This window comes from Streptomyces sp. NBC_01298, from assembly GCF_035978755.1.
Taxonomy (GTDB): domain Bacteria; phylum Actinomycetota; class Actinomycetes; order Streptomycetales; family Streptomycetaceae; genus Streptomyces.
On sequence record NZ_CP108414.1, the window covers coordinates 6,503,831 to 6,528,498 of the forward strand.

A 24,668-nucleotide genomic window follows, 5' to 3' on the forward strand; every position below is an offset into this window, starting at 1 on the left:
GCTGATCGATGATCGATCAAATGAATGTGACATAGAAACGTCTATATGAAGAAAGTCGGCACCGGGTGCCATGAAAACAGGCACCCGGTGCCGGGCAATTCGGGGCAAGAGGGGCAGTCTCGCGGGGGGTGTGTCGGCTAGTTCACGCCCGGGGCGCGCAGCCCAGAACGTGCCGCTTCACGAGCAGGCCGATGTCGGGGTCCTGGTTGCGGAAGGCGTCCACAAGGGCTTCGTGCTCTTCGGCGTAGGACTTCTGGACGGTTCCCAGCCAACGGATGGACAGGGCCGTGAAGACCTCGATGCCCAGGGACTCCCAGGTGTGCAGCAGCACGCTGTTCCCGGCGGCCCGCACCATCTCCCGGTGGAAGCCCACGGTGTGCCGCACCTGGGCCGTGCCGTCCGCGCTGCGGTCGGCCTCCCACAGGGCCGCCACGTGCGGCTCCAGGGCCGAGCAGTCGGCGGCCAGGCGGGGTGCGGCCAGCTCGGCCGCGATCTGCTCCAGGCCCGCCCGGACCGGATAGATCTCCTCCAGGTCCGCCGCGGACAGGTTCCGTACGCGCACGCCCTTGTTCGGCGCCGACTCGATCAGCCGCAGCGTCTCCAGCTCGCGCAGGGCCTCGCGCACGGGGGTCTGGCTGACCTCCAGCTCCACCGCGATCCGGCGCTCCACGATGCGCTCACCGGGCTTCCAGCGCCCGCTGACGATCCCCTCCACGATGTGCTCGCGGATCTGCTCGCGCAGCGAGTGCACGACGGGTGGGGTGATCATCGGGGCTTCATCTCCTGATGGGTGTGCAGGGGCATGCGGGGCCTTGATGCGTAGACAATACGGCGGCGCCGCTCGTCGCGATGCGTTCCTGGTCAGAGGCGCAGGGTGAGGCTGGTTACAGCCGTCAACCGGAATGCCCCAGGGTACGACGACGGCGCCCCCGCCCGGGACTTGCGGTCCGGGCGGGGGCGCCGTGCGTGACGGGGTCTCAGAGACCGAGCTCGACCTCGAACTCGCCGGCCTCGAGGATCGCCTTGACGGCCGAGAGGTACCGGGCCGCGTCCGCGCCGTCCACCAGGCGGTGGTCGTAGGACAGGGTCAGGTACGTCATGTCGCGGATGCCGATGTTCGTGCCCTCGGCGGTCTCGATGACCACCGGGCGCTTGACCGTCGCGCCGATGCCCAGGATGGCGACCTGGTTCGGGGGCACGATGACCGTGTCGAACAGCGCACCGCGCGAGCCGGTGTTGCTGATGGTGAAGGTCGCGCCCGACAGCTCGTCCGGCGTGATCTTGTTGCCGCGGACCTTGGAGGCCAGATCGGCGGTCGCCTTGGAGATGCCCGCCAGGTTGAGGTCACCGGCACCCTTGATGACCGGGGTCATCAGGCCCTTCTCGGAGTCCACGGCGATGCCGATGTTCTCCGAGTCGAAGTAGGTGATGGTGCCCTCGTCCTCGTTGATCCGGGCGTTGACGACCGCGTGGGCCTTCAGCGCCTGGGCCGCGGCCTTGACGAAGAACGGCATCGGGGACAGCTTGACGCCCTCGCGGGCGAGGAAGCCGGCCTTGGCCTTCTCGCGCAGCTTCATGATCTTGGTGATGTCCACCTCGACCACGGAGCTGAGCTGCGCCTGCGAGTGCAGGGCCTTCATCATGTTGTCGCCGATGACCTTGCGCATGCGGGTCATCTTGACGGTCTGGCCACGCAGCTCGGACACCGCGGCGGCCGGAGCCTTCGAGGCCGGAGCGGCGGCAGCCGGCGCCGGGGCGGCGGCAGCGGCCTTGGCGGCCTCGGCGGCGGCCAGGACGTCCTGCTTGCGGATGCGGCCACCGACACCGGTGCCCGAGACCGCGGACAGGTCGACGCCGGACTCCGTGGCGAGCTTGCGCACCAGCGGGGTCACGTAGGCACCCTCGTCACCGGCGGAAACCGGGGCGGCGGGGGCGGCCGGAGCGACCGGAGCCGGGGCGGCGACCGGAGCCGGGGCGGCCACGGGGGCCGGAGCGGCAACCGGGGCGGCAACGGGAGCCGGAGCGGCAACGGGGGCCGGGGCGGCAACCGGAGCCGGGGCGGCAACCGGAGCCGGGGCGGCCACGGGAGCCGGGGCGGCGACCGGAGCCGGAGCGGCGGCGGCCGGAGCGGCCGCGGGAGCCGCGCCCGCCGCGCCGATGACGGCCAGACGTGCGCCGACCTCGGCGTTCTCGTCCTCGGCGACCAGGATCTCCAGCAGGACGCCGGCGACCGGGGCGGGGATCTCGGTGTCGACCTTGTCGGTCGAGACCTCGAGCAGCGGCTCGTCGGCCTCGACCGACTCGCCGACCTGCTTCAGCCAGCGGGTGACGGTGCCCTCGGTGACGGACTCGCCCAGAGCGGGGAGCACGACATCGGTGCCGGAGGCGGCCGGGGCCGCGGCAGCCGGGGCCTCGGCAGCCGGGGCCGCGGGGGCCTCGGCGACGGGAGCCGGAGCGGCCGGAGCCTCGGCGACCGGGGCCGCGGGGGCCTCGGCGGCCGGAGCGGCGGCAGCGGCCGGAGCGCCCGAGCCGTCGTCGATGACGGCCAGCTCGGCGCCGACCTCGACGGTCTCGTCCTCGGCGACCTTGATGGAGGCGAGGATGCCCGACACGGGGGACGGGATCTCGGTGTCGACCTTGTCGGTCGAGACCTCGAGCAGCGGCTCGTCGGCCTCGACGCGCTCGCCCTCGGCCTTCAGCCAACGGGTGACAGTGCCCTCAGTGACGCTCTCACCGAGCGCCGGAAGGGTTACGGAAACCGACATGGTTTCAGTTGCTCCTAACGAAAGTGCGGAAGTGGTCGTCGCGCCCAGTGACGATTAGTCGTGTGCGTGCAGGGGCTTGCCGGCGAGCGCCAGGTGGGCCTCGCCCATCGCCTCGTTCTGCGTGGGGTGCGCGTGGATGAGCTGCGCGACCTCGGCCGGCAGTGCTTCCCAGTTGTAGATCAGCTGGGCCTCGCCGACCTGCTCGCCCATCCGGTCACCGACCATGTGGACGCCGACCACGGCACCGTCCTTGACCTGGACGAGCTTGATCTCGCCCGCGGTCTTCAGGATCTTGCTCTTGCCGTTGCCCGCCAGGTTGTACTTGAGGGCCACGACCTTGTCCGCGCCGTAGATCTCCTTGGCCTTGGCCTCGGTGATGCCGACGGAGGCGACCTCGGGGTGGCAGTACGTGACGCGCGGCACACCGTCGTAGTCGATCGGGACGGCCTTCAGGCCGGCCAGACGCTCCGCGACCAGGATGCCCTCGGCGAAGCCGACGTGCGCGAGCTGGAGGGTCGGGGCGAGGTCGCCGACGGCCGAGATGGTCGGCACGTTGGTCTGCATGTACTCGTCGACCACGACGTAGCCGCGGTCCATGGCGACGCCCTGCTCCTCGTAGCCCAGACCCTGGGAGACGGGGCCGCGGCCGATCGCGACCAGCAGCACCTCCGCCTCGAAGGTCTTGCCGTCCGCGAGGGTGACGCGCACGCCGTTCTCGGTGTACTCGGCCTTGTCGAAGAAGGTGCCGAGGTTGAACTTGATGCCCCGCTTGCGGAACGCGCGCTCCAGCAGCTTGGAGCTGTTCTCGTCCTCGACCGGCACGAGGTGCTTCAGGCCCTCGACGATGGTGACGTCGGTGCCGAAGGACTTCCAGGCCGAGGCGAACTCGACGCCGATGACGCCGCCGCCCAGGACGATGGCGGACTCGGGCACGCGGTCCAGGACCAGCGCGTGGTCCGAGGAGATGATGCGGTTGCCGTCGATGTTCAGGCCCGGCAGCGAGCGCGGCACGGAGCCGGTCGCCAGGAGCACGTGGCGGCCCTGGATGCGCTGGCCGTTCACGTCGACGGACGTCGGCGAGGAGAGGCGGCCCTCACCCTCGATGTAGGTCAGCTTGCGGGAGGCGACAAGGCCCTGCAGGCCCTTGTACAGGCCCGCGATGATGTCGTCCTTGTACTTGTGCACACCCGCGATGTCGATGCCCTCGAAGGTGGCCTTGACACCGAACTGGGCGGCCTCGCGGGCCTGGTCCGCGATCTCGCCCGCGTGCAGCAGAGCCTTCGTGGGGATGCAGCCGTTGTGCAGGCAGGTGCCGCCGAGCTTGTTCTTCTCGATCAGGGCAACGTCCAGACCCAGCTGGGATGCGCGCAGTGCGGCAGCGTAACCGCCACTGCCGCCGCCGAGGATCACTAGGTCGAAAACGGTGCTGGCGTCGTTCGCCACGTCACGTCCTCCATGCATGTGCGCCGAGCACCGGTCCTCTGTGACCGGGCGGCGGCTGGTATACGGCCGCTTTTTCTTCGGCCCTGTGGTGGGGGCCCTGTCCTGCCGAGAACCCATCTTCGCATTTGTCGGCGGAACGCGGGACGCCGGGCCTGCCCTCGGTCAGGTCGTTCTGCCCGAACCGGGGGTTACCGCGGCGTAGAAACCTACGGATTTCGTTGGCAGCGAACGGGCCCCGGCCGTGATCAGAAAATCTGATCACGGCCGGGGCCCGCGCGGAGCTCGGCTTCCGGGTGTCAGCCCAGGTCGCCCGTGGCCGTGCGCTCGGCCAGTCGGACCAGGGTGCGGACGGCGGAGCCGGTGCCGCCCTTGGGGGTGTAGCCGTACGGGGCGCCCTCGTGGAAGGCGGGGCCCGCGATGTCGAGGTGGGCCCAGGTGATGCCCTCGCCGACGAACTCCTGGAGGAAGAGGCCGGCCACCAGGCCGCCGCCCATCCGGACACCCATGTTGGCGATGTCGGCGGTGGGGGAGTCCATGGACTTGCGCAGGTCCTCGGGGAGCGGCATCGGCCAGGAGGCCTCGCCGACCTCCTCGGCGATCTCGTGGATCGAGGTACGGAAAGCGTCGTCGTTGGCCATGATGCCGAAGGTGCGGTCACCCAGGGCCATGACCATGGCGCCGGTCAGGGTCGCCACGTCGACGATCGCGTCCGGGTTCTCCTCGGAGGCCTTGGTCAGCGCGTCGCCCAGGACCAGACGGCCCTCGGCGTCCGTGTTGAGCACCTCGACCGTCTTGCCGCTGTACATGCGCAGCACGTCGCCGGGCTTGGTGGCCGAGCCGGAGGGCATGTTCTCGGCGAGCGCGAGCCAGCCGGTGACGTTGACCTGGAGGCCGAGCTTGGCGGCCGCGACCACGGAGGCGAAGACGGCGGCGGCGCCGGCCATGTCGCACTTCATCGTCTCGTTGTGGCCGGCCGGCTTCAGGGAGATGCCGCCGGAGTCGTAGGTGATGCCCTTGCCGACGAAGGCGAGGGTCTTCTCCGCCTTGGCGTGGGTGTAGGTGAGCTTCACCAGGCGCGGCGGGTTCTCGGAGCCCTTGCCGACGCCCATGATGCCGCCGTAGCCACCCTTGATCAGGGCCTTCTCGTCCAGGACCTGGACCTTGATCCCGTTCTCCTTGGCGGCCGCGCCGGCGACCGCCGCGAAGGCCTCGGGGGTGAGGTCGTTCGGCGGGGTGTTGACCAGGTCGCGGGCGATGTTGATCTCGGTCGCGAGGATCGTGGCGCGCTCGGCCGCGGCCTTGTGCTCCTTGTCGCGCGGCTTGGCGCCGAGCAGGGCGATCTCGGCGAGCGGCTGCTTCGGTCCGCCGTTCTTGCCGGCGGCCTTCTTCTCGCCGCCCTGGTAGGCGGTGAAGGCGTACGCGCCCAGCAGCGCGCCCTCGGCCACGGCCGTGACGGCGGAGGCGTCGTCGAGGGGGAGCGCGAAGGCGGCCTTCTTGGTGCCGTGCAGGGCGCGGGCGGCTGCGCCGGCGGCGCGCCGCAGCGCCTCCTCGTCGTAGGACTCGTCGGTGTCGGGAAGGGCGCCCAGTCCGACCGCCAGCACGACCGGGACCTTGAGGCCGTCCGGTGCCGGCAGCTTGGTGGTCTCGCCTTCGGCGCCCGAGGCACCGAGCGCGTCGAGCACGGCGGCCAGCTTGCCGTCGTACGCCTTGTCCACGGCCTCGGCGCCCGCGGCGACGACGGGGCCCTTGGGGCCCTTCGCCACGCCGACGACGAGGGCGTCGGCGCGCAGCGTCGCCGGTCCGGCAGTGCTGAGAGTCAGAGCAGTCACGGTGGTGAATTCTCGCTTCCGTTTTGGTGGTGTGGGCCGAGTGGGTGGACGGCCGTCCGTAGCGATCGTATTCGGGCCCGATGGCCGCCGGAAACGAGCCTACGCGCACGTACTCGTCCGCACGCCACTCGAAGGTTTGGCAAGTTGTTCGATCAAGCGGCCGTGCGGTTCACCCATCTGTGGCCTCTGTCCCACGTTTGCCCCGTGGACCTGACGAGGTCCGAAACACTCGGACCACTCTCGCAAGGGGACGCGGGGTTCCTTTGCATCATTTCCACAGAAGCCTCCCCGGTCCGGCCCCACGCCGCGGACCGAAGTCGAGGATCTGCGGGGGGAAAGGCCGAAATGGTCCACAAGAATCGGATGAACAGGCTCGCCGCCGTCTGCCTCGCGGCCGCCATAGCATCCGTGGCGGTACCCGGAGCGTCGGCGCAGGCCGCGGTGACTCCGCGGATCGACCTGCGGGTGCTCGTCGTCGACGACGGCGGGTCCTCGGTCGAGGCGATCACGGCGGAACTCCGCGACACGGGGGTTCCGTACACCCGTGTCGACCTGGGCAGCGGCAGCCGCCCCGTCGTCAACGCGGCGTTCCTCGCCGATACGGTCGACGGCCGGCCGCGCGCCAAGTTCCAGGGCGTGGTGCTGCCCAACGAGAACCCCTTCGGGGAGGGTTCGGCCGAGATGGCCGCGCTCACCGCGTACGAGACGGCGTACGGGATCCGCCAGGTCGACGCGTACACCTGGGCGCACCCGGGCGTCGGCCTGGAGTACACCGACAACGGAGGCTACAGCGGCACCCTGGACGGCACGCAGGCCGCCGTCACCACCGCCGGCAAGGCCGGCCCCTTCGGCTACCTCGGGGGGCAGGTGGCCTTCGAGGACAACTCGCCGCTGATCCCCGAGAGCTACGGGTTCATGGCCAAGCCGCGCACCGGCTACACCAGCTACCTCGACGCCCCGGTCGGCTCCGGACGGGCCTCGCTCGTCGGCGAGTACACCCACGACGGACGCAGCGAACTGGTCGTCACCTTCGGCTACAACCAGTACCAGCAGCAGTTCCGGCTGCTGGCCCGGGGCATCGTCGAATGGGTCACCCAGGGCGTCCACCTCGGGCAGGAGCGGAGCTACTTCGCGGTCCACGTCGACGACGTCTTCGCCCCCGACGCCCGCTGGAACAAGGACCTGAACTGCACCCCGGGCGACTACGCCTGCGCCGGCGGCGAGGGCAAGGAGTCCACGATCCGGATGACGGCCGCCGACGCCGTCTACGCGGCGCAGTGGCAGACGTCCAAGAACTTCAAGCTCGACATGCTCTTCAACGCGGGCGCGGGGGAGGAGTGGAAGGCCGAGAACGGCAACACCGACGCCCTGACGGCCCAGCTGATCGCCGACCGGGCGAAGTACCGGTGGATGAACCACACCTACACCCACCCGTTCCTCGGCTGCGTCCAGGACACCACCACCGTCCCGTGGACCTGCACGAAGAACAGTGCCGGCGCGATCAACTACATGAGCCGCGCCGAGATCTCGGCCCAGATCCGGGACAACAACAACTGGGCCGCCGCCAAGGGCATCACCACCGACCGCACCGAACTGGTCACCGGTGAGCACTCCGGCCTCAAGACCCTCCCGCAGCAGCCCCAGGACAACCCCAACCTGGCCGGCGCTCTCGCCGACAACGGCGTGAAGTGGGCGGGCAGCGACAACTCCCGCGAGCCCGTGCAGCGGCCCGTGGGCGCCGCGCTGACCGTCCCCCGGTACCCGATGAACGTGTACTACAACACGGGCACCAACTCCGAGATGGCCGACGAGTACAACTGGATCTACACCAGCCGCGCCGACGGCGGCAGCGGCATCTGCGAGGACAACCCCGGCACCTCCACCTGCCTGCCGGCCCCGCTCGACGCCGCCGACGGCTACCTGGACTACATCGTCCCGGCCGAGGCCAGGACCGCCATGCGGCACGTCCTGAACAACGACCCGCGCCCGCACTACGTCCACCAGTCCAACCTCGCCGAGGACCGCACCCTCTACCCGGTGCTCAACCAGGTCCTCGACGGCTACCGCGCCCTCTACGCGCCCAGCGCGCCGCTCGTGAACCAGAGCATGAAGGACACCGGCGTCGAGCTCCAGCGCCGCGCGGCCTGGAACGCGGCCGTCGCCGCCAACCAGGTCACCGCCTACCGCATCGGCAAGGACGTCACCGTCAAGGCGCCCTCCGGAGTCGTGGCCCCGCTCACCGCGCCCACCGGCACCAAGAAGCAGCTCCTGCTGGGCACCGCCGACTTCGGCACCGCCTACGCCGGCACCCGCTCCGCCTGGACGGCCCCCGAGCTGCTCCAGAGCGCCGTCACGCTGCACATGCCGTGACGCTCCGGGCGCTCTGAAGTTCCGGGCGTTCTGAAGCTCCGGGCACCCTGACGCTCCGGGCGCCCGGCCCGCCCTGATCGGCGGGGCGGGCACGCACCAAGACAGCCACGCGTACCACCTAGCGCCGGCGCTCCGCCAACCACGGGCGCCGGCCCCTTTTCCGTCCTTGGGGGGACACACCGCATGAGCCATGGGCGCCATGTCACCATGCTCACCGAAGGCACTTACCCGCACGTCCACGGGGGCGTCAGCACGTGGTGCGACCAACTGGTCCGCGGCATGCCGGAGGTCGACTTCAACGTCATAGCCCTGACCGGCTCCGGACGCGAGCCGGTCACCTGGGAGCTGCCGCGCAACGTCTACCGCCACACCAGCGTTCCCCTCTGGGGCGCTCCGCCCGCCCGCAGACTCCGTTCCGGGCTGCGCGGCAAGGCCAAACGCGCGTTCGCCGAGACCTACGAGACCTTCCTGCTCTCCCTGCTCGACCCCACGCGCGGCGGATTCTCCGCATCCCTGCGCGAACTGGCCCTGCTGGCCCGCTCCGGGCGGCTCGCCGCGGCCCTGCGCTCCGAATCGGTGCTGCGCCTGCTGATGACCGTCTGGACCCGCCCCGGCCTGGTCACCGCCACCGCCGAGCCCACCATCCACGACGCGCTCACCGCCACCGACCTGCTGGAACACGCACTGCGCCCGCTGTCCGTGCGGATCCCGCCCGACAGCGTCGCGCACGCCGTCAGCAGCGGACTGGCCACCCTCCCCGCGCTCGCCGCCAAGTACCTCGACGAGGTGCCCTTCCTCCTCACCGAGCACGGCATCTACCTCCGCGAGCGCTACCTCGGCTACCGCAGTGCCGAACAGCGCTGGCCCGTCAAGGCCCTCATGCTCGGCTTCTACCGCGAGCTCAACACCGAGGGCTACCGCCAGGCCGACCTGATCACCCCGTGCAACCAGTACAACCGCCGCTGGGAGGAGCGCGGGGGCGCCGACTCCGAGCGGATCCGCACCGTCTACAACGGCGTCGACCCGCACGCCTTCCCCGAAGCCGGTCCCGAACCCGAGGTCCCCACCCTCAGCTGGTGCGGCCGCATCGACCCCATCAAGGACCTCGAAACCCTCGTCCGCGCCTACGCGTTCATGCGAGAGGAGCTCCCCGCCCTGCGGCTGCGCCTCTTCGGCCCGGTCCCGGCGGGCTGCGAGGACTACAAGCTCAAGCTGGAGAAGCTGGCCGCCGAACTGGGGGTGAGCGACGGGATCACCTACGAGGGCCGCATCGAGGACGTGGCCCGCGCCTACGGGGCCGGCTCGATCGTGATGCTCTCCTCCATCAGCGAGGGCTTCCCCTTCTCCATCATCGAGGCCATGTCCTGCGGCCGCACCACCGTCTCCACGGACGTGGGCGGGGTCCGCGAGGCCGTCGGCGACACCGGACTCGTCGTCCCGCCGCGCGAGCCCGAGACCATGGCCCGCGCCACCCTCGCCCTGCTCCGCGACGACGAACGCCGCGCGGAACTGGGCCGGATGTCCCGCAAGCGGGTGGTGGAGAAGTTCACGCTCCACCAGTCCGTGGACGGCTTCCGCCACATCTACCGCGAGCTCGCCGGCCAGCCCGTCCTGCCCGTCCACGCGGGCGACGAGTGGACCCAGCGCCTCGCCGACCCCTGGTACAAGGAACTCGCCGCCGACGGGAGCCTGTGGTGAGCGGATCCCTCTGGCTCAAGCCGCCCGGCCCGGACGGGACCTGGGTGCCCGTCGCCCATGCCGCGGCCACCGGGCGCGGCACGGCGCCCGCCGCCGACCCGGCCGACGCCCTGCCCGGCATCCCCCGGCCGCGCCGCGAAGGACGCGACGGGCCCGAAGGACGCGAAGCCCGCGACGGACGCGACGGACCGGCCCCCGACCCGATGGACGAACTGGCCGAGCGCCTCGACGTGTTCATCGCCGCCGCCGTCCACCCCGACGAGATCGCCGCCGTCCTGGAATCCGACGGCATGACCGACGAGCACATCCGCCTCGCCTACGGGCGCCAGGACTCCTTCGGCCTCGCCGAGGAGCTCTACGCCCGGGTGCCGCGCTCCTTCCCCGAGCCCGACGAGGTCCCCGACCCCTGGAAGGTGCCCCTCACCGCCTGCCTCCTGCGCGGGGTGATCTTCGCCCTGCCCGGGCTCGCCTACCTGCTGGGCGCGCCCCTGCTGGACGGACCCAAGGACCGGCTGGGGCTGCCCGCCGGGACGCTCACCCTGCTCGCCGGGGCGCTCATCGGCTGGGTCTGGGACCAGACCCTGTCCCACCGGGCGTACTCCTGGCTCGGCCTCGGCGACCGGGCCGCCGCCGGGCGGACCCTGCTCGCCGGAGCCCCCGCGGGGGCCCTCCTGGGCACCGCCGCCGCGCTGGCGGTGCCCGGCGGGCCCCCCTTCTCCTACGCCTTCGCCGCCGGTCAGGCCCTGTACGTCGGGGCCGCCACCGTCCTGCTCGTCCTCGGGCGGGAGCGCCTGCTGCTGGCCGCGCTCGCGCCGATGGCAGCCGGGGCGCTGCTCTCCCTCCTGGTGGAACTGCCCGTCTCCGTCCGGGTGTTCCTGCTGACGGCCTCCCTCCTGGCCGCCTGCGGCCTGGCCGCGCGGGAACTGCCGCTGGCCGACGGCCTACGGGCCCTCGCGCTCCGCGTCCGCGGCTGGACGGAGCACCGGCCGGGCCAGCGGGGCCCGGTGCGCTGGCAGATGCTGCGCGGCGCCGAGGAGGAGTACGCGCCGCGCGGACCCCGGCTCGGGGACTCCGTCCCCTACGGGGTGTTCGGCCTGGGCACCGGTCTGCTCGTGCTGTACGCCGCCCTGGGGGAGGTCCTCGCCGGCGGCCCCGCCGAGGCGGTCGCGGCCCCCTCGGCGGTGGCGCTGACCCTCAGCATGGGCCCCGCCGAATGGCTGCTCCACCGGTTCCGCAGCGGCAGCCTCGCCGGGCTGCGGGCGGCCCGCTCGCCGCGGCAGTTCTGGCTGCGGATGCTCTCCACCCTGGCCCGGTGCCTCGCCACCTACCTGGCGGTGCTGCTGGCCCTCGGCCTCACCGGAACCCTGCTCTGGCCCGGCGCGCCCGGCCTGACCGGGGTCCGGGTCGCCACCCTGCTGCTGCTCGGCGCCGTGATGTGGACCGGGCTGCTCCTGCAGTCCTTCGGGGCGGTCCGGCCCGCCGCGGTGGTCTGCGCCTCGGCCGCCGTCGCGCAGAGCCTGGCCCTGCTCCTGGGCCTCGGCCAGCCGCGCGCCGTGCAACTGGCCGTCGCCGGAGTCGCGGCGCTCGCGCTGGGCACCCTGGTCTGCCTGCTGCTGGGCCGCGCCACGGCCCACCGCTGAGCCCGGCCGCCCCGCCGAGTCACCTCCGACGCACGTGACCCCGTACGAGAAGAAGGACCTCATGCTCCTGGTGCCCCTCTACGAGCACCCCGCCGACCGCCCCGAATACTGGGAGCGGCTCATCCGCGCCGCGGGCCGGCTGCACTCCGTGGTGCTCAACCCCGCCAGCGGGCCGGGCGAGGCCCCCGACGAGCGGTTCGCCGCCGTGGCGGAGCGGCTGCGCGGGGCCGGCGTGCCCGTCCTGGGGTACGCCGACACCGACTACGGGCGCCGCCCGCACGCCGCCGTGGTCCAGGACCTGCTGCGCCACCGCGACTGGTACGCCACCGACGGGACCTTCCTGGACCAGGCCGCCTCGGGCCCGGAGTTCCTGCCGCACTACCGGCGGCTCGCCGTCGCGGCGCGGGCCGCCGGAGCCCGTACCGTCGTCCTCAACCACGGAGTGCACCCGCATCCGGAGTACGCCGAACTCGCCGACCTGCTCGTCACCTTCGAGGGGCCCTGGGACGCCTACCGGGACGCGGCCGTCCCTCCGTGGACCGCCGACCATCCCGCCCAGCGGTTCTGCCACCTCGTCTACGCCGTCCCGCCGGGCGCCCCGGCCGCCGAACTCGCCGAACGGCTCGCCGCCCAGCGCGGGGCGGGGGTGCACTGCGCGGTCCCGGGGACCGGCGCGCACCCGTGGGGGACCCTGCCGCACGCCCTGGAGGCCGCCGGATGAGACGCCCGCCCACCCGCCCGCCCACCCGCCCGCCCACCCGCTCGGCCGTCCGGCGCCGCCTGCTGGTCCTCGTACCCCTCCTGCTGCTCGCGGCCTGTACCTCCGGCCCGGACCGGGACGAGGGGGAGGACCGGCCCGACGACCTCTCGCCCGCCCCCGCGCCGGGGGAGCGCTGGCAGCCGGCTCCCGGGGTCAGCTGGCAGTGGCAGCTCACCGGGAAGCTCGACACCTCGGTGAAGGCGGCGGTCTACGACATCGACGGGTTCACCACCACCAAGGAGCAGGTCGCCGAGCTGAACGCGGCCGGCCGCCGGACCGTCTGCTACCTCTCCACCGGTGCCTGGGAGGACTTCCGCCCGGACGCCGCGGCCTTCCCGCCGTCGATGCGCGGGACGGGCAACGGCTGGGAGGGCGAGCGCTGGCTCGACATCCGGCGGCTCACGGAACTGGAACCGCTGATCGCCAAGCGGTTCGACATGTGCCGGGAGAAGGGCTTCGACGCGGTCGAGCCGGACAACATGGACGCCTACCGCAACAGGTCCGGCTTCCCGCTCACCGCCGGCGACCAGCTGAAGTACAACCGGCTGATCGCGCGGCTCGCGCACGACCGCGGACTGTCGGTCGGCCTCAAGAACGACCTCGACCAGATCCCGGAACTGGTGGCGGACTTCGACTTCGCGGTCAACGAGCAGTGCGCCCAGTACGACGAGTGCGGACGGCTCACCCCCTTCATCACGGCGGGCAAGGCGGTCTTCCACGCGGAGTACGAGCTCCCGGCGAGCCGCTTCTGCGCGACGACGACCGCGCTGAAGCTCAGCTCCCTGGAGAAGAAGTACGATCTGGGCGCCTGGCGGAAGGCCTGCTGACCGGCCGCCGGGGGAGGGCCGGGGCGTCCGCTCAGCCCACCGGGAGGATCGCGTGGACCCGGTAGCCGCCGCCGAAGCGGGGGCCGGCGAAGCAGGAGCCGCCCAGGGCCACGGCCCGTTCGCGCATGCCGAGGAGGCCGTGTCCGCCGCCGGGGTCGCGGGGCTCCGGCGAGGGATCCGCCGCCGAGCCGCCGTCGTCCAGCACGGTCACCTCCACCGAGCCGCCCACGCGCACCACGCTGACCTCGGCGCCGGCCCCCGGGCCCGCGTGCTTGCGGACGTTGGTCAGCGCCTCCTGGATCACCCGGTACGCCGCGAGGTCCACGGCGGCGGGCAGCGGAACCGCGGCGGCCGGGCCCAGCTGGACGATCACCTTCACCGGGAGCCCGGCGTGCCGGAAGGTGCCCACCAGGTCGTCCAGGACGGCCAGACCGGGCGCCGGCTCGGTCGGCGCTTCCGGGTCGCCGGACTGGCGCAGCAGTCCGACGGTCGCCCGCAGCTCGTTCAGGGCCGAGCGGCTGGCGTCCCGTACGTGGGCGAGGGCCTCCTTGGCCTGGTCCGGGCGCTTGTCCATGACGTGCGCGGCCACGCCCGCCTGCACGTTGACCAGGGCGATGTGGTGGGCCACCACGTCGTGCAGGTCCCGGGCGATCCGCAGCCGCTCCTCGGCGACCCGGCGCCGGGCCTCTTCCTCGCGGGTCCGCTCGGCGCGCTCGGCCCGCTCCTGGATGGCGTCGATGAAGGCCCGCCGGCTGCGGACCGCGTCCCCGGCGGCGGCGGCCATGCCGGTCCAGGCGAAGATGCCGAGGTTCTCCTGGGAGTACCAGGGCAGCGGTCCGGCCAGCATGGCCACGCCCGTCAGCCCGGCCATGGTGAGCAGGCCGAGCCGCCAGGTGGTGGGCCGGTCGGTGCGCGAGGCCACCGTGTACAGGGCGATCACCGTGCACATGGCGACGGGCGCCCGCGGTTCCCCGGTGGTCAGTTCCAGCAGCGAGAGCCCGACGGTCACGGCCAGTACGGCGCGCGGCCGTCGGCGCCGCAGCACCAGGGCGGCGGCGCCGAGCACCATGAGGACGAGCGAGAACGGCTCGGGGGTACGGGTCCCGAAGGTCGGCCCGTACTGCCCGTGCGGGTCGGCGAAGGACGCGACGACCATGGCGACGAGCGCCCCGAGCGCCAGTACGGCGTCGGTGGCCAGCGGATGGTCCCGCATCCACTGCCGTGTGGGGGCGAGCGGCCCGAGGTGTGTCGTCACCCCGATACGGTACGGCCCCGCGCGCCGGATCAGACCCGCGGCGGCGGCACGGGCGGAGTCCCGGGCGGAGCCGGGGGCGGGACCGGGGGCGGCGTCCCGGCCGGCGGTCGCCCCAGCGGGGCGCGGGAGCGCTCCGGGCCCCACTTGGCGCGGACCAGGCAGATCAGCATCACCGAGGCGATCGCGGCGAGGTGTTCCTTGCCCGCCAGGTTGTCCTTGAAGAGCAGCTCGCCGATCATGACCAGGATCACGACGGAGCCGGTCACGTAGGCCCGGTAGCGCCAGCAGACGTACACGGCGAGCCCGACCACCGCCGCCGAGGGCCCGGTGTCGTTGACGATCCGGTCCGAGTCGGGCAGGCCGAAGGGGTGGTCGGGGCCCAGCGAGAGCCCGATCCGCGCGTACGTGGTCCCGGCCAGGGTGGCCACGTAGCCGATGAGCAGCGTGCGCCACCAGCCGATGCAGATCTCCGAGATCCCGAAGACGAGCAGGATCTGCGCGAGCGCCCCCCACACCGGCAGGTCCAGCGCCGGGACGAACAGCGACAGCGGGGTCCGCAGCAGGGCCAGCCAGAGCGGGTCTACCGCCTTGACCGACCCGAGGTCCTGCACCGGCTGGAAGCCCCATGAGGTCTGCTGGACGATCTGGAAGACGGCCGTCAGGCAGACCGCGCCGAGGGTCATCGGGATCGCCCGCCATCCGTCGCGGACGAGCGCGTCCCGGATCGTCCGGTACAGGGGCCCCCACTCGCGGCGGGCGAACCGCCGCAGTGAGGCAGTGGTCAACGCTTGCTCTCCAGATGTCTGCGGTGCATCCACTTCGGCAGCCCGGGTGCTTCCAGGAAGCCCTCGGCCCGGCCCGCCGCGATCCCGATCCGCAGCAGGTCCGAACTCTTCTCGAAGAGCATGAACCGCGGTTCCCAGATCGGCCGGTATTTGGCGTTGGCCCGGTAGAGGGACTCGATCTGCCACCAGCGCGAGAAGAAGCTCAGCAGCGAGCGCCACAGACGCAGCACCGGACCGGCGCCGAGCTTCGACCCGCGCTCGAAGACGGAACGGAACATCGCGAAGTTCAGCGAGACCTGTGTGACCCCGATCTCCTTTGACCGTTCCAGGAGTTCGATGACCATGAACTCCATCAGACCGTTCTCGGAATCGCGGTCACGGCGCATCAGGTCCAGCGAGAGACCCTTGGGTCCCCAGGGCACGAAGGACAGCACGGCGCGCAGCTCGCCCTCGCCGTCGAAGCACTCCAGCATCACGCACTGGCCGTCGTCGGGATCGCCCAGCCGGCCCAGTGCCATGGAGAAGCCGCGCTCGGTCGCGCCGTCGCGCCAGTCGTCGGCGCGCAGCAGCAGCACGTCCATCTCCTCGGCCGGGATGTCGGCGTGGCGGCGGATGCGGACGGTGTATCCGGCCCGCTTGACGCGGTTGTACGCCTGGCGGACGGTGCGCATGGCGCGGCCCTCCAGGGTGAACTCGTCGGTCTCGACGATGGCCTCGTCGCCCAGCTCCAGCGCGTCCAGTCCGTGCCGGGCGTAGATCTGCCCGGCCTCCTCGCTGGCGCCCATCACGGCCGGCACCCAGCCGTGCTCGCGGGCCTCGGCCAGCCACGGGTCGATGGCGCCGGGCCAGGCCTCGGGGTCGCCGATCGGGTCGCCGGAGGCCAGTGAGACCCCGCCGACGACGCGGTAGGTGACCGCGGCCTTGCCGGTGGGGGACCAGATGACGGACTTCTCGCGGCGCAGCGCGAAGTAGCCCAGCGAGTCGCGGTCGCCGTGCCGGGCGAGCAGCAGGCGCAGCTTCTCCTCGTCCTCCTCGCCGAGCGGGTCCACGGCGCGGCGCGAGCGGAAGGCCGCGAAGAGGACGGCGAGCAGCAGCAGCGTGGACATGACGTTGATCGCCACGTCCACCCAGCCCGGCGTGGTGATCGTGTTGTACGCCTTGTCGTCCGGGGCCAGGGTGACCAGCCGCATCACGCCGTACCGCCAGCGGGCCAGGAACGTGGCGTCCGCGGCGTCCGGGTCGGTGTTGGTCGCGCCGACGAGCAGGGCGGCGACCAGCGAGGTCACGAGCAGGCCGACGGAGGCGACCAGGCTGGCCAGCAGCGGGTTGGAGCGGTCGCCCTTGGCGTAGAACTCCCGGCGGCCCAGCAGCAGGGCGCCGACGAAGAGCGCGGTCAGCCCGAAGGCCACCCAGTTCTGCGGGTGGACCCGGAACTCCGGGTAGCAGAACTCGTACCCGCCCCCCGAGCACGGGGTGAAGGAGGCGACGGCCGCCATCGTGAAGGCCGCCAGCAGCAGCCCGCTGAGCACCAGGTTCAGGATCCAGGCGGCGCGTTTGCGGCGGCCCATGGTGACGGTGAGCAGCAGCGAGAAGGCCGCGGAGGCGAAGCCCGCCGTGAGCAGGTACGGGGTGTAGAAATCGGCGGTGCTGTGCCGGCGCAGGTCCTGGCCGAGCGAGAACCACACCGCGCTGAGCAGGTTGACGAAGGTGACGGCGCGCAAGTACCACACCGCGAAGGTGGCGCTGCGCCGCGAGCGGACGCTTCCCCGGCCGTTCTCCCGGCCGTTCTCACGGCCGTTTTCCCGACCGGGAGACGCGGCTTCCTGGCCGTTCCCCCGGCCGTTCGCCGGGGTGCCGGCCTGGGTGTTCCCCCGCCCGCCCGCCGGATTGTCTCTGCCGTTCGGATCCCCACCGGTTCCTCGGTCGGTCTTCCGATCGGTCTCTGCGCTGGTCAAACGGACCTCTCCCATAAAAAGCGATGATATGGGGCATCGCGGTCCGTGCTGGGGTCCCTGAGGGCCGCGGCCTGGTCAGGACCGCGGGCCCCGGTGACTCATTCGGTCGGCTCGGCCGCTCGTTCCGGGAGTTCCGCCGCGAGTGCGGCGGCCGCCTGGACGAGGGGGAGAGCCAGCAGCGCCCCGGTTCCTTCTCCCACAGTGACGCCGTGGTCGAGCACGGGGTTGAGCGCCATCCGGTCCAGGGCCTTCGCCTGGCCCGGCTCCCCGCTGGCCTGTCCGGCCAGCCACCAGTCCGGGGCGCGGAAGGCGGCCCGCTGGGCCACCAGCCCGCAGGCCGCCGAGACGACCCCGTCGAGGATGACGGGGGTGCGGCGCACCGCGCACTGGAGCAGGAAGCCGGTGATCGCCGCGACGTCGGCCCCGCCGACGGTGGCGAGCAGCGCGACCTGATCGCCGAGGACGGGCCGGGCGCGTCGCAGCGCGTCGCGGATCGCCGCGCACTTGCGCATCCAGGTCAGGTCGTCGATCGGCATGCCGCCGCGGCCGGTGACCACGGAGGCGTCGGTGCCGCAGAGGGCGGCGACGAGGGTCGCGGCGACGGTGGTCCCCCCGACGCTCAGGTCGCCCAGCACGATCAGATCGGTCCCCGAGTCGGCCTCCTCGTCGGCGATCTGCATCCCGAGGCGCAGCGCGGCCCGTGCCTCCTCGGTCGTCAGCGCGTCCTCGACGTCGATCCGCCCGCTGCCGCGCCGGACGCGGTGCTTGGTGACCTCCTGGGGCAGCAGGTCGAGATGGCAGTCCAGGCCGGCGTCGACGATCCGCACGGAGGCGCCGAGCCGCGCGGCCAGGATCGCCACCGGGCTGCGCCCGTCCAGGACGGCCCGCACCAGCTCGTGGGCGCTGCCCGCGGGACGTACGGAGACCCCCTCGGAGGCCACCCCGTGGTCCGCGGCGAACAGCACGACGCGCGGCCGCTCGATCGGCTTGACCGGTACCCGGCCCTGCGCGGCGGCGAGCCACTCGGCGAGTTCGTCGAGCCGCCCCAGCGCCCCGACCGGCACGGCCAGCCGTTCACGGCGTTCCTCGGCGTCACGCCGGACGCCCCCGTCGGGGCGCTCGATCAGATCGGAGAAGTCGTCGAGATTCAGCGTGGTCATTTGCCAGAGGGTACAGCGGCTCCCCGCGGCGCCCGAACGGTCCGTGCGCCACCTTTCACCGCCGGTCCCCGCGGCTACTGCTTCAGGACCAGCGCCTGCCCCGCCACCACCAGCAGGACGTGCTCGCACTCCCCGGCGACCCCCGCGTTCAGCCGCCCCAGCTCGTCGCGGAACCGGCGCCCCGACGCGGTCGCGGGGACGATGCCGGAGCCGACCTCGTTGCTGACCAGCACCACCGGCCTGCGGGTCGCGCGGACGGCCGCCACCAGCGACGCCGTCCGTTCCCGCAGCTCCGCGGCGCCCTTGTCGGCCCACACCGCGTCGTCCCAGGCGCCGGCCCGGTCCATCGCGTCCGTGAGCCACAGCGCCAGGCAGTCGATGAGCAGCGCCGGCCCCTCCTGCTCCAGCAGCGGCACCAGATCGCAGGTCTCCACCGTCCGCCAGGACGAGGCCCGGCGCTCACGGTGCAGCCCGACCCGCGCGGCCCACTCCGAGTCGCCCTCGCGCGTACCGCCCGTGGCCACGTAGACGACCTCCGGGTAGCCGGTCAGCCGGCGCTCGGCCTCGTACGATTTGCCCGACCGGGCCCCGCCCAGGACCAGGGTCCGCCGCGGCACCTCGGGCGCCGGCCGGTACTCCCCGGCCGCCACCGTGGTGCCGTCCGCCACCGTCCGCGCGCCCGCGGCGGCGCACCGGCGCTCCAGTTCCGCTCCCGGCGGGGTGTCGTGGTCCAGGTGGACCGCGATCACGTCGGTGGCCGGGCCCAGCGCGCCGCTGGCCCGCAGCCGCGCCAGCGCCTCCGGGCGGCCCAGCACGTCCGCGAGGACCACGTCGTACGGCCGCCGCCCGGTGGTGCCGGCGGTCCCGGCCGGGGCCCCGCCCGGCGGGAGGTACAGCATCCGGGCACCGTCCGGCCCGGTCACCTCGTACCCGGTGCCCGGCGCGTCCATCGGCACGGCCCGCACCCGGTGCCCGGAGATCACCGCGAGCTCCCGCCCGTCCGGCACCCGCCCGGCCGCCGGCAGCCCCGGCGGCAGCTCCACGGGCGGACCGTCGTGCGGGTGGGTCAGCAGGACCTGCCGTACGGCGGCCAGCGAATGCCCCGCCCGGGCGCCGGCGAGCACCGCCCCGGGGGTCAGGTCCAGCAGCAGCGCCCCGTCCACGAGCACGGAGGTGGCGGCGCGCGCCCGGGGCCCCACGGAGAGCGCGCACGCGGCGCAGGGACAGCCGGGGCGGGGCAGTCCTTCGGGTGTGCCGGTGCCGAGCAGAGTGAGTTCCACAGGATGATCCTCCCGCGTCGCCGGGACTGCTGCGCGCCCGGTTAGTCTGCGGGCACACTCAAGGCGACAAGCGTGTGAGAAGCGGACGAGCAACGGAGGCGGACATGGCGTGGACGTGGCGGTTCGAGACGGCCGACGGCAGTGAGACGAGCCCGTCGGTGGTGCCGGAGGAGTTCACCACGCAGGGGGACGCCGAGTCGTGGATCGGCGAGTACTGGAAGGACCTGCTGGAGGGCGGTACCGAACAGGTGAAGCTGTCCGACGACAGCGGGGTCCAGCTCTACACGATGAGCCTGCGCGAGGCCGCGGAACTTTAACCGGCGCTGACCGGCGCCTACCGGCGTTGACCGGTTCCGGCCGGTTCCGCTCAGCGCCGGCCGGGTACGCGAGAGCCCGGACCCCCTCGAGGGGGTCCGGGCTCTGCCGTGCGAAGGGCGGGCTCGGGCGCTCAGCCCCGTACGCCGCACAGGTGAAGCAGCGCGGCGACCCCGCGGTAGGGGTCGGTCCGCCCGGCGCGGTCCTCGGCGGCGAGCAGCCGCTCCAGTTCCGCGTCGGCGGGGAGCTCGTTCGCGGCCTCGGTGCCGTCGGTGAAGACGCGTACGCCGTACCAGGTCTGCAGCGGGGCGCCGATCCCGGACAGGGTCGCGGTCAGCGTGGCCAGCCGGTCGGCGCGCACGTCCAGGCCCAGCCGGTTCGTGTAGTCGACGCCGTCGAAGGAGGCCAGCGCGGCCGTCCAGTCGCCGTGCAGACCGGGCCGCATGGCGAGGGCGTCGCCGTTGCGCACCAGCAGGGACAGCAGCCCGCCGGGGGCCAGCATCCGGGCGAGCCCGGCGAGCATGGCGTCCGGCTCGGGGACGTACATGAGCACGCCGTGGCAGAGCACGACGTCGAAGCTGCCCGGCAGGAAGTGCGCGCCGGTCTCCCGGCCGTCGCCCTCCATGAGGCGGACGCGGTCCTGGATCCCGGGGGGCTCGGCGGCCAGCACCTCGCGGGCGACGGCCAGCATCGCCGGATCCTGCTCCAGCCCGGTCACCATGTGCCCGGCGCGGGCCAGGCGCAGTGCCTGCGTGCCCTGGCCCATGCCGACGTCGAGGACGCGCAGCCGCTGTCCCACGGGGAAGCGGTGCGCGATCTGCTCGTCTACCTGACGGCCGACGAGTTCCTGGCGCACCGCGTTGCGGAGCCCGCCCAGGCCTTCCAGCCACAGCCGGGCCCCGTCCGCGAAGCCACCCCCGCCGAACGCTCCGGGCGTTCCTCGGCTCAGGGCCGTTCCCCGCGCTTGACCTGCGGCTTCGGCAGCCGAAGCCGGCGCATCTGGAGGGTGCGCATCAGGCCGTACGCGACGGCGCCGCGCTTGGGCTCGTCCGGGAAGCGCTGGTTCAGGGCCTTGCGCAGGCGGAAGAACATGCCGACGGAGTCGACGAGGATCAGCGCGATCACGCCGAGCCACAGCAGCAGCGCGATGTTCTGGAGGGACGACACCCGCACCATGCTCAGCACCAGGATGATCACGGCCAGCGGCAGGAACATCTCGGCGACGGAGAAGCGGGAGTCCACGAAGTCGCGCACGTACCGGCGCACGGGACCCTTGTCCCGGTTGGGCAGATAACGCTCGTCGCCATTGGCGAGGGCTTCGCGCTGCTTGGTCATCTCGACCCGGCGGCGCTCACGAGCCCGCTTGGCATCCTCCTTGCGGTTGCCGGTCGAAGCCACCACTGCCTTGCGCTGCGACTGGGCCACAGCACGCTTCGGCGTCGGGCGGCCCTTCGGGGCCTGAGGGTCACGGGACTGGGAGAGGTCGGCGCTCACCTTGTCGGTGGCGGCGTCCTTCTCTTCCTTGGAGGATCGGCTACCAAACACAAACCCAAGGGTACGTGGTTGCGGGCACGCGCCCCATCCCGGAGGGGAACGATCCGGCAACGGCGGGCGTCCTTCCTGAGGGGAGCACCTACTCCTTACGCCCTACACGGCGGACGAGCAGTCGTCCTGGAGGAGGAGCGCATCCCCGCTCGAACAGTGCGGTAATAGAGGCAGGGCCCGTACTGTGGGTCTTGTTGGTGACCAGGAGCGAAGTCCGTCTAGAAGGGGGCGCGCGAAGCCCATGAGCGGTGTCATGAAGCGTATGGGGATGATCTTCCGCGCGAAGGCGAACAAGGCCCTGGACCGGGCCGAGGACCCGCGCGAAACCCTCGACTACTCGTACCAGAAGCAGCTCGAGCTGCTTCAGAAGGTACGCCGCGGCGTCGCCGACGTGGCGACCTCCCGCAAGCGGCTGGAGCTGCAGCTGAACCAGCTCCAGGGCCAGTCCAGCAAGCTGGAGGACCAGGGCCGCAAGGCGCTGGCCCTGGGTCGCGAGGACCTGGCCCGCGAGGCCCTGTCCCGCCGCGCCTCGCTGCAGCAGCAGGTCAGCGACCTGGAGGTGCAGCACCAGACCCTCCAGGGCGAGGAGGAGAAGCTGACCCTCGCCGCGCAGCGGCTCCAGGCCAAGGTGGACGCCTTCCGCACGAAGAAGGAGACCATCAAGGCCACGTACACGGCCGCCCAGGCGCAGACGCGGATCGCCGAGTCCTTCTCCGGCATCTCCGAGGAGATGAGCGACGTCGGCCTCGCCATCCAGCGCGCCGAGGACAAGACGGCGCAGCTCCAGGCCCGCGCCGGCGCGATCGACGAACTGCTCGCCTCCGGAGCGCTCAGCGACGCCAGCGGGCTCGCCAAGGACGACCTCCAGGCCGAGCTGGACCGCATCTCGGGCGGTTCGGACGTGGAGTTGGAGCTCCAGCGCATGAAGGCCGAGCTGGCGGGCGGCCCCTCCGCCCAGAATCCGGCCATCGAGGGCGGCGCCCCGGGCGCCGGCCAGCAGCCGCAGACCCAGAACCGGTTCGACAAGCAGTAGGACGGGGCCCGTCATGATTGTCCGCATCATGGGGGAAGGTCAGGTGGAGCTGGCGGACGGCCACCTCACCGAGCTCAACGAGCTGGACGACGAACTGCTCGCGGAGATGGAGAGCGGTGACGAGGAGGGCTTCCGGCGCACGCTGGGCGAGCTGCTCGCCGCCGTACGGCGGCTCGGCGAGCCGCTGCCCGACGAGGCGCTGGAGCCGTCCGAGCTGATCCTGCCCGCCCCCGACGCCACGCTGGACGAGGTGCGGGAGATGCTCCGCGACGACGGGCTGATTCCGGGCTGACCGCGCGCCGACCGGAAGAAGAAGGTCCCGTCCCCCATGGGGGACGGGACCTTCTCCGTTACCCGTCCGGGGTCCCGCCGATGAAGTTCTCGAACTTGCGCCGCGGCGAGGACCACCGGCGGTCGTGGTGGAAGGCGCGCAGCTGGGCCTTGGCGCGGGCCTTCGGGCGGTTCGCGTAGAACTTCTTCGCGTACGGGGAACCGGGCCGGGCGAGCCGGATCGCGCCGATCAGCGCGACGAAGGGGATGACCGTGCCGAAGAACGCGGTGCGCGCCTTGCCCTTCCACAGGGCGATCAGGGCGAGGAAGAAGTTGGTCGCGGTGTTCATGGCGACCAGTCCGCGGTTGTGCCGCTCGTCCTCGGTGAGGTCGTTGACCCCGAAGGGCAGGAAGCCGCCCAGCACCAGCGCCACGATCGCCGCCGTCAGGACCACGATCTCCACGCTCTTGCGGCCCTGCTCGCTCCAGTAGACGTCGTCCAGGTGCAGGATCAGCGCGAACTCGTCCAGCACCAGCCCCGCACCGAGCCCGAAGATCACCGCCGACAGGCCCGCCCCGAAGCTGTGCCGGGCGCTGCCGATCGCACCGAAACCGCCGATGATCACGAGGATCACGCCGGGGACCACGTGGTGGATGTGCATCCCGCCCGGCGTGACGTTCTTGAAGGGCCCGCGGCCCGCCCGGATCATCCGGGTGATCATGCGCGTGACCAGGAAGGACAGGACGAAGGAGACCAGCGCGAGGAGCAGCGGGAGCTTCCCCGGCTCCACGATGTTGCGATACCACCAGTGACCCATGCCACCACCTCCCGATTTGGGGTGTATTGGGTAACTTACCGGTCCTGTCGAGCGGGTAGCGTTCGCGCCGATGACAGATTCGTACGACGGCCCGTCCCCGACCCCGCCCCCGGAGCGCGCCTCGCTGCTCGACGGGGTGCGCTTCGCCTTCGGCACGCTCACCGTGCTGCCCGCGCGCATCACCCGCTGGGACCGCCCCGCCGCCCGCACCGGCATGGCCTGCGCCCCGCTCGCCGGGCTCGTCGTGGGGCTCCTCGCGGCCGCGCCCGGGGCAGTCCTCCTGCTGTGCGGCGGGGGCCCGCTGCTGGCCGCCGCCGTCACCGTCGCCGTACCGGCGGCCCTGACCCGCGCCCTGCACCTCGACGGCCTCGCCGACACGGCCGACGGCCTGGGCAGCGCCAAGCCGGCCGACGCCGCGCTGCGCATCATGAAGCAATCCGACATCGGGCCCTTCGGTGTGGTGGCGCTGGTGTTCCTCCTGCTGGTCCAGGTCGCGGCGCTGGCGAACGTGTACGCCGACAGCTGGAACCGGGGCGCCCTGGCCGCCGTGGTCGCCGCCGTCACCGCCCGGCTCGCCATGACCCTCGCCTCCCGCGACGGGATCCCCCCGGCCAGGCCGGAGGGGCTGGGCGCGGCCGTCGCCGGAGTCGTCCCGCGCGAGGCGGCCGTCGCGGTCGCCGCGCTCGTCGTGCTCCTGTCCGCCGCCGCCGCCCTCCCGCTGGGCCTGCCGGCCGCGGCGCAGCACGCGGCGGCCGTCCTGGCCGCCCTGCTGGTGGCGGAGGCCCTGCTCCGCCGCTGCGTACGCCGCTTCGACGGGGTCACCGGTGACGTGTTCGGAGCCCTGGCCGAGGTCTCGGCGACGGCGGCCCTGGTCGTACTGGCCCTGGGTTAGGGCGTCTCCTTCGGGTCGGGCCCGACCG

The 24,668-nt window shown here is 72.5% G+C and carries 21 protein-coding genes; 9 read left to right on the forward strand and 12 right to left on the reverse strand.

The features are described 5' to 3' along the window. Nucleotides 1-142: 142 nt before the first annotated feature. From OG730_RS29575 to OG730_RS29590, 4 genes are all read right to left on the reverse strand, one after another. Nucleotides 143-766: a GntR family transcriptional regulator gene (locus tag OG730_RS29575; RefSeq protein WP_243330441.1), complete on the reverse strand. Its 624-nt coding sequence runs from the start codon at nt 764-766 to the stop codon at nt 143-145. Nucleotides 767-977: 211 nt separating this feature from the next. Continuing rightward, nucleotides 978-2,765: a 2-oxoglutarate dehydrogenase, E2 component, dihydrolipoamide succinyltransferase gene (sucB, locus tag OG730_RS29580; RefSeq protein WP_327307088.1), complete on the reverse strand. Its 1,788-nt coding sequence runs from the start codon at nt 2,763-2,765 to the stop codon at nt 978-980. A 54-nt stretch (nt 2,766-2,819) separates the two neighbouring features. After that, a complete protein-coding gene (gene lpdA, locus OG730_RS29585) occupies nt 2,820-4,208 on the reverse strand; it encodes a dihydrolipoyl dehydrogenase (RefSeq protein ID WP_250742547.1) in 1,389 nt (462 codons plus the stop codon). Between the two features lie 296 nt (nt 4,209-4,504). After that, nucleotides 4,505-6,037, reverse strand: coding sequence for a leucyl aminopeptidase (locus OG730_RS29590; RefSeq protein ID WP_327307089.1), 1,533 nt, complete (start codon nt 6,035-6,037; stop codon nt 4,505-4,507). Nucleotides 6,038-6,382: 345 nt separating this feature from the next. Between OG730_RS29590 and OG730_RS29595 the strand changes: the two genes are divergently transcribed. The 5 genes from OG730_RS29595 to OG730_RS29615 all read left to right on the forward strand — a co-directional run bounded on the left by OG730_RS29595 (nt 6,383) and on the right by OG730_RS29615 (nt 13,332). Further along, on the forward strand, nt 6,383-8,407 hold the full coding sequence (locus OG730_RS29595) for a hypothetical protein (RefSeq protein WP_327307090.1): 2,025 nt from the start codon (nt 6,383-6,385) through the stop codon (nt 8,405-8,407). Nucleotides 8,408-8,590: 183 nt separating this feature from the next. Then, entirely contained in the window at nt 8,591-10,105 is a 1,515-nt protein-coding gene (gene pelF / locus OG730_RS29600; RefSeq protein WP_327307091.1) for a GT4 family glycosyltransferase PelF, read from the forward strand. Then, nucleotides 10,102-11,745: a hypothetical protein gene (locus OG730_RS29605; RefSeq protein ID WP_327307092.1), complete on the forward strand. Its 1,644-nt coding sequence runs from the start codon at nt 10,102-10,104 to the stop codon at nt 11,743-11,745. Before pelF ends, OG730_RS29605 begins: the two co-directional genes overlap by 4 nt. A 61-nt stretch (nt 11,746-11,806) precedes the next feature. Beyond that, nucleotides 11,807-12,466 (forward strand): spherulation-specific family 4 protein, encoded by a 660-nt coding sequence (locus OG730_RS29610; RefSeq protein WP_327309475.1) that lies wholly within the window; start codon nt 11,807-11,809, stop codon nt 12,464-12,466. Continuing rightward, nucleotides 12,463-13,332, forward strand: a complete 870-nt coding sequence (locus OG730_RS29615) for an endo alpha-1,4 polygalactosaminidase (protein ID WP_327307093.1) — start codon at nt 12,463-12,465, stop codon at nt 13,330-13,332. The genes OG730_RS29610 and OG730_RS29615 overlap by 4 nt, the downstream gene beginning before the upstream one ends. Nucleotides 13,333-13,363: 31 nt before the next feature. Here OG730_RS29615 and OG730_RS29620 read toward each other — a convergent pair whose 3' ends face one another. The 5 genes from OG730_RS29620 to OG730_RS29640 all read right to left on the reverse strand — a co-directional run bounded on the left by OG730_RS29620 (nt 13,364) and on the right by OG730_RS29640 (nt 19,767). Continuing rightward, nucleotides 13,364-14,545 carry a sensor histidine kinase gene (locus OG730_RS29620; RefSeq protein WP_327309476.1) on the reverse strand — a complete coding sequence of 394 codons (1,182 nt, stop codon included), beginning with the start codon at nt 14,543-14,545 and terminating at the stop codon, nt 13,364-13,366. 71 nt (nt 14,546-14,616) lie between these two features. Next, complete coding sequence (locus tag OG730_RS29625; RefSeq protein WP_327307094.1) at nt 14,617-15,372, reverse strand: hypothetical protein; 756 nt, start codon at nt 15,370-15,372, stop codon at nt 14,617-14,619. Continuing rightward, nucleotides 15,369-17,342: a phosphatidylglycerol lysyltransferase domain-containing protein gene (locus OG730_RS29630; RefSeq protein WP_327307095.1), complete on the reverse strand. Its 1,974-nt coding sequence runs from the start codon at nt 17,340-17,342 to the stop codon at nt 15,369-15,371. Before OG730_RS29630 ends, OG730_RS29625 begins: the two co-directional genes overlap by 4 nt. Before the next feature lie 83 nt (nt 17,343-17,425). Then, nucleotides 17,426-18,487: a nicotinate-nucleotide--dimethylbenzimidazole phosphoribosyltransferase gene (gene cobT, locus OG730_RS29635; protein ID WP_327307096.1), complete on the reverse strand. Its 1,062-nt coding sequence runs from the start codon at nt 18,485-18,487 to the stop codon at nt 17,426-17,428. A gap of 74 nt (nt 18,488-18,561) precedes the next feature. Beyond that, complete coding sequence (locus OG730_RS29640; protein WP_327307097.1) at nt 18,562-19,767, reverse strand: bifunctional adenosylcobinamide kinase/adenosylcobinamide-phosphate guanylyltransferase; 1,206 nt, start codon at nt 19,765-19,767, stop codon at nt 18,562-18,564. Nucleotides 19,768-19,871: 104 nt separating this feature from the next. Here OG730_RS29640 and OG730_RS29645 point away from each other — a divergent pair, with 104 nt between their 5' ends. Further along, nucleotides 19,872-20,084, forward strand: coding sequence for a hypothetical protein (locus OG730_RS29645; RefSeq protein WP_243330004.1), 213 nt, complete (start codon nt 19,872-19,874; stop codon nt 20,082-20,084). Nucleotides 20,085-20,215: 131 nt separating this feature from the next. Here OG730_RS29645 and OG730_RS29650 read toward each other — a convergent pair whose 3' ends face one another. Both OG730_RS29650 and OG730_RS29655 read right to left on the reverse strand, forming a co-directional pair. Beyond that, on the reverse strand, nt 20,216-20,938 hold the full coding sequence (locus tag OG730_RS29650) for a class I SAM-dependent methyltransferase (protein ID WP_327307098.1): 723 nt from the start codon (nt 20,936-20,938) through the stop codon (nt 20,216-20,218). Nucleotides 20,939-21,027: 89 nt separating this feature from the next. Beyond that, entirely contained in the window at nt 21,028-21,627 is a 600-nt protein-coding gene (locus OG730_RS29655) for a DUF3043 domain-containing protein (RefSeq protein WP_327307099.1), read from the reverse strand. Between the two features lie 241 nt (nt 21,628-21,868). Between OG730_RS29655 and OG730_RS29660 the strand changes: the two genes are divergently transcribed. Continuing rightward, nucleotides 21,869-22,660, forward strand: a complete 792-nt coding sequence (locus OG730_RS29660; RefSeq protein WP_327307100.1) for a PspA/IM30 family protein — start codon at nt 21,869-21,871, stop codon at nt 22,658-22,660. Nucleotides 22,661-22,673: 13 nt separating this feature from the next. After that, nucleotides 22,674-22,952: a PspA-associated protein PspAA gene (gene pspAA, locus OG730_RS29665; protein ID WP_327307101.1), complete on the forward strand. Its 279-nt coding sequence runs from the start codon at nt 22,674-22,676 to the stop codon at nt 22,950-22,952. Between the two features lie 58 nt (nt 22,953-23,010). Here pspAA and OG730_RS29670 read toward each other — a convergent pair whose 3' ends face one another. Beyond that, nucleotides 23,011-23,748, reverse strand: a complete 738-nt coding sequence (locus OG730_RS29670) for a hypothetical protein (protein WP_327307102.1) — start codon at nt 23,746-23,748, stop codon at nt 23,011-23,013. A gap of 70 nt (nt 23,749-23,818) precedes the next feature. Between OG730_RS29670 and OG730_RS29675 the strand changes: the two genes are divergently transcribed. Continuing rightward, complete coding sequence (locus OG730_RS29675; RefSeq protein WP_327307103.1) at nt 23,819-24,640, forward strand: adenosylcobinamide-GDP ribazoletransferase; 822 nt, start codon at nt 23,819-23,821, stop codon at nt 24,638-24,640. Nucleotides 24,641-24,668 lie beyond the last annotated feature (28 nt).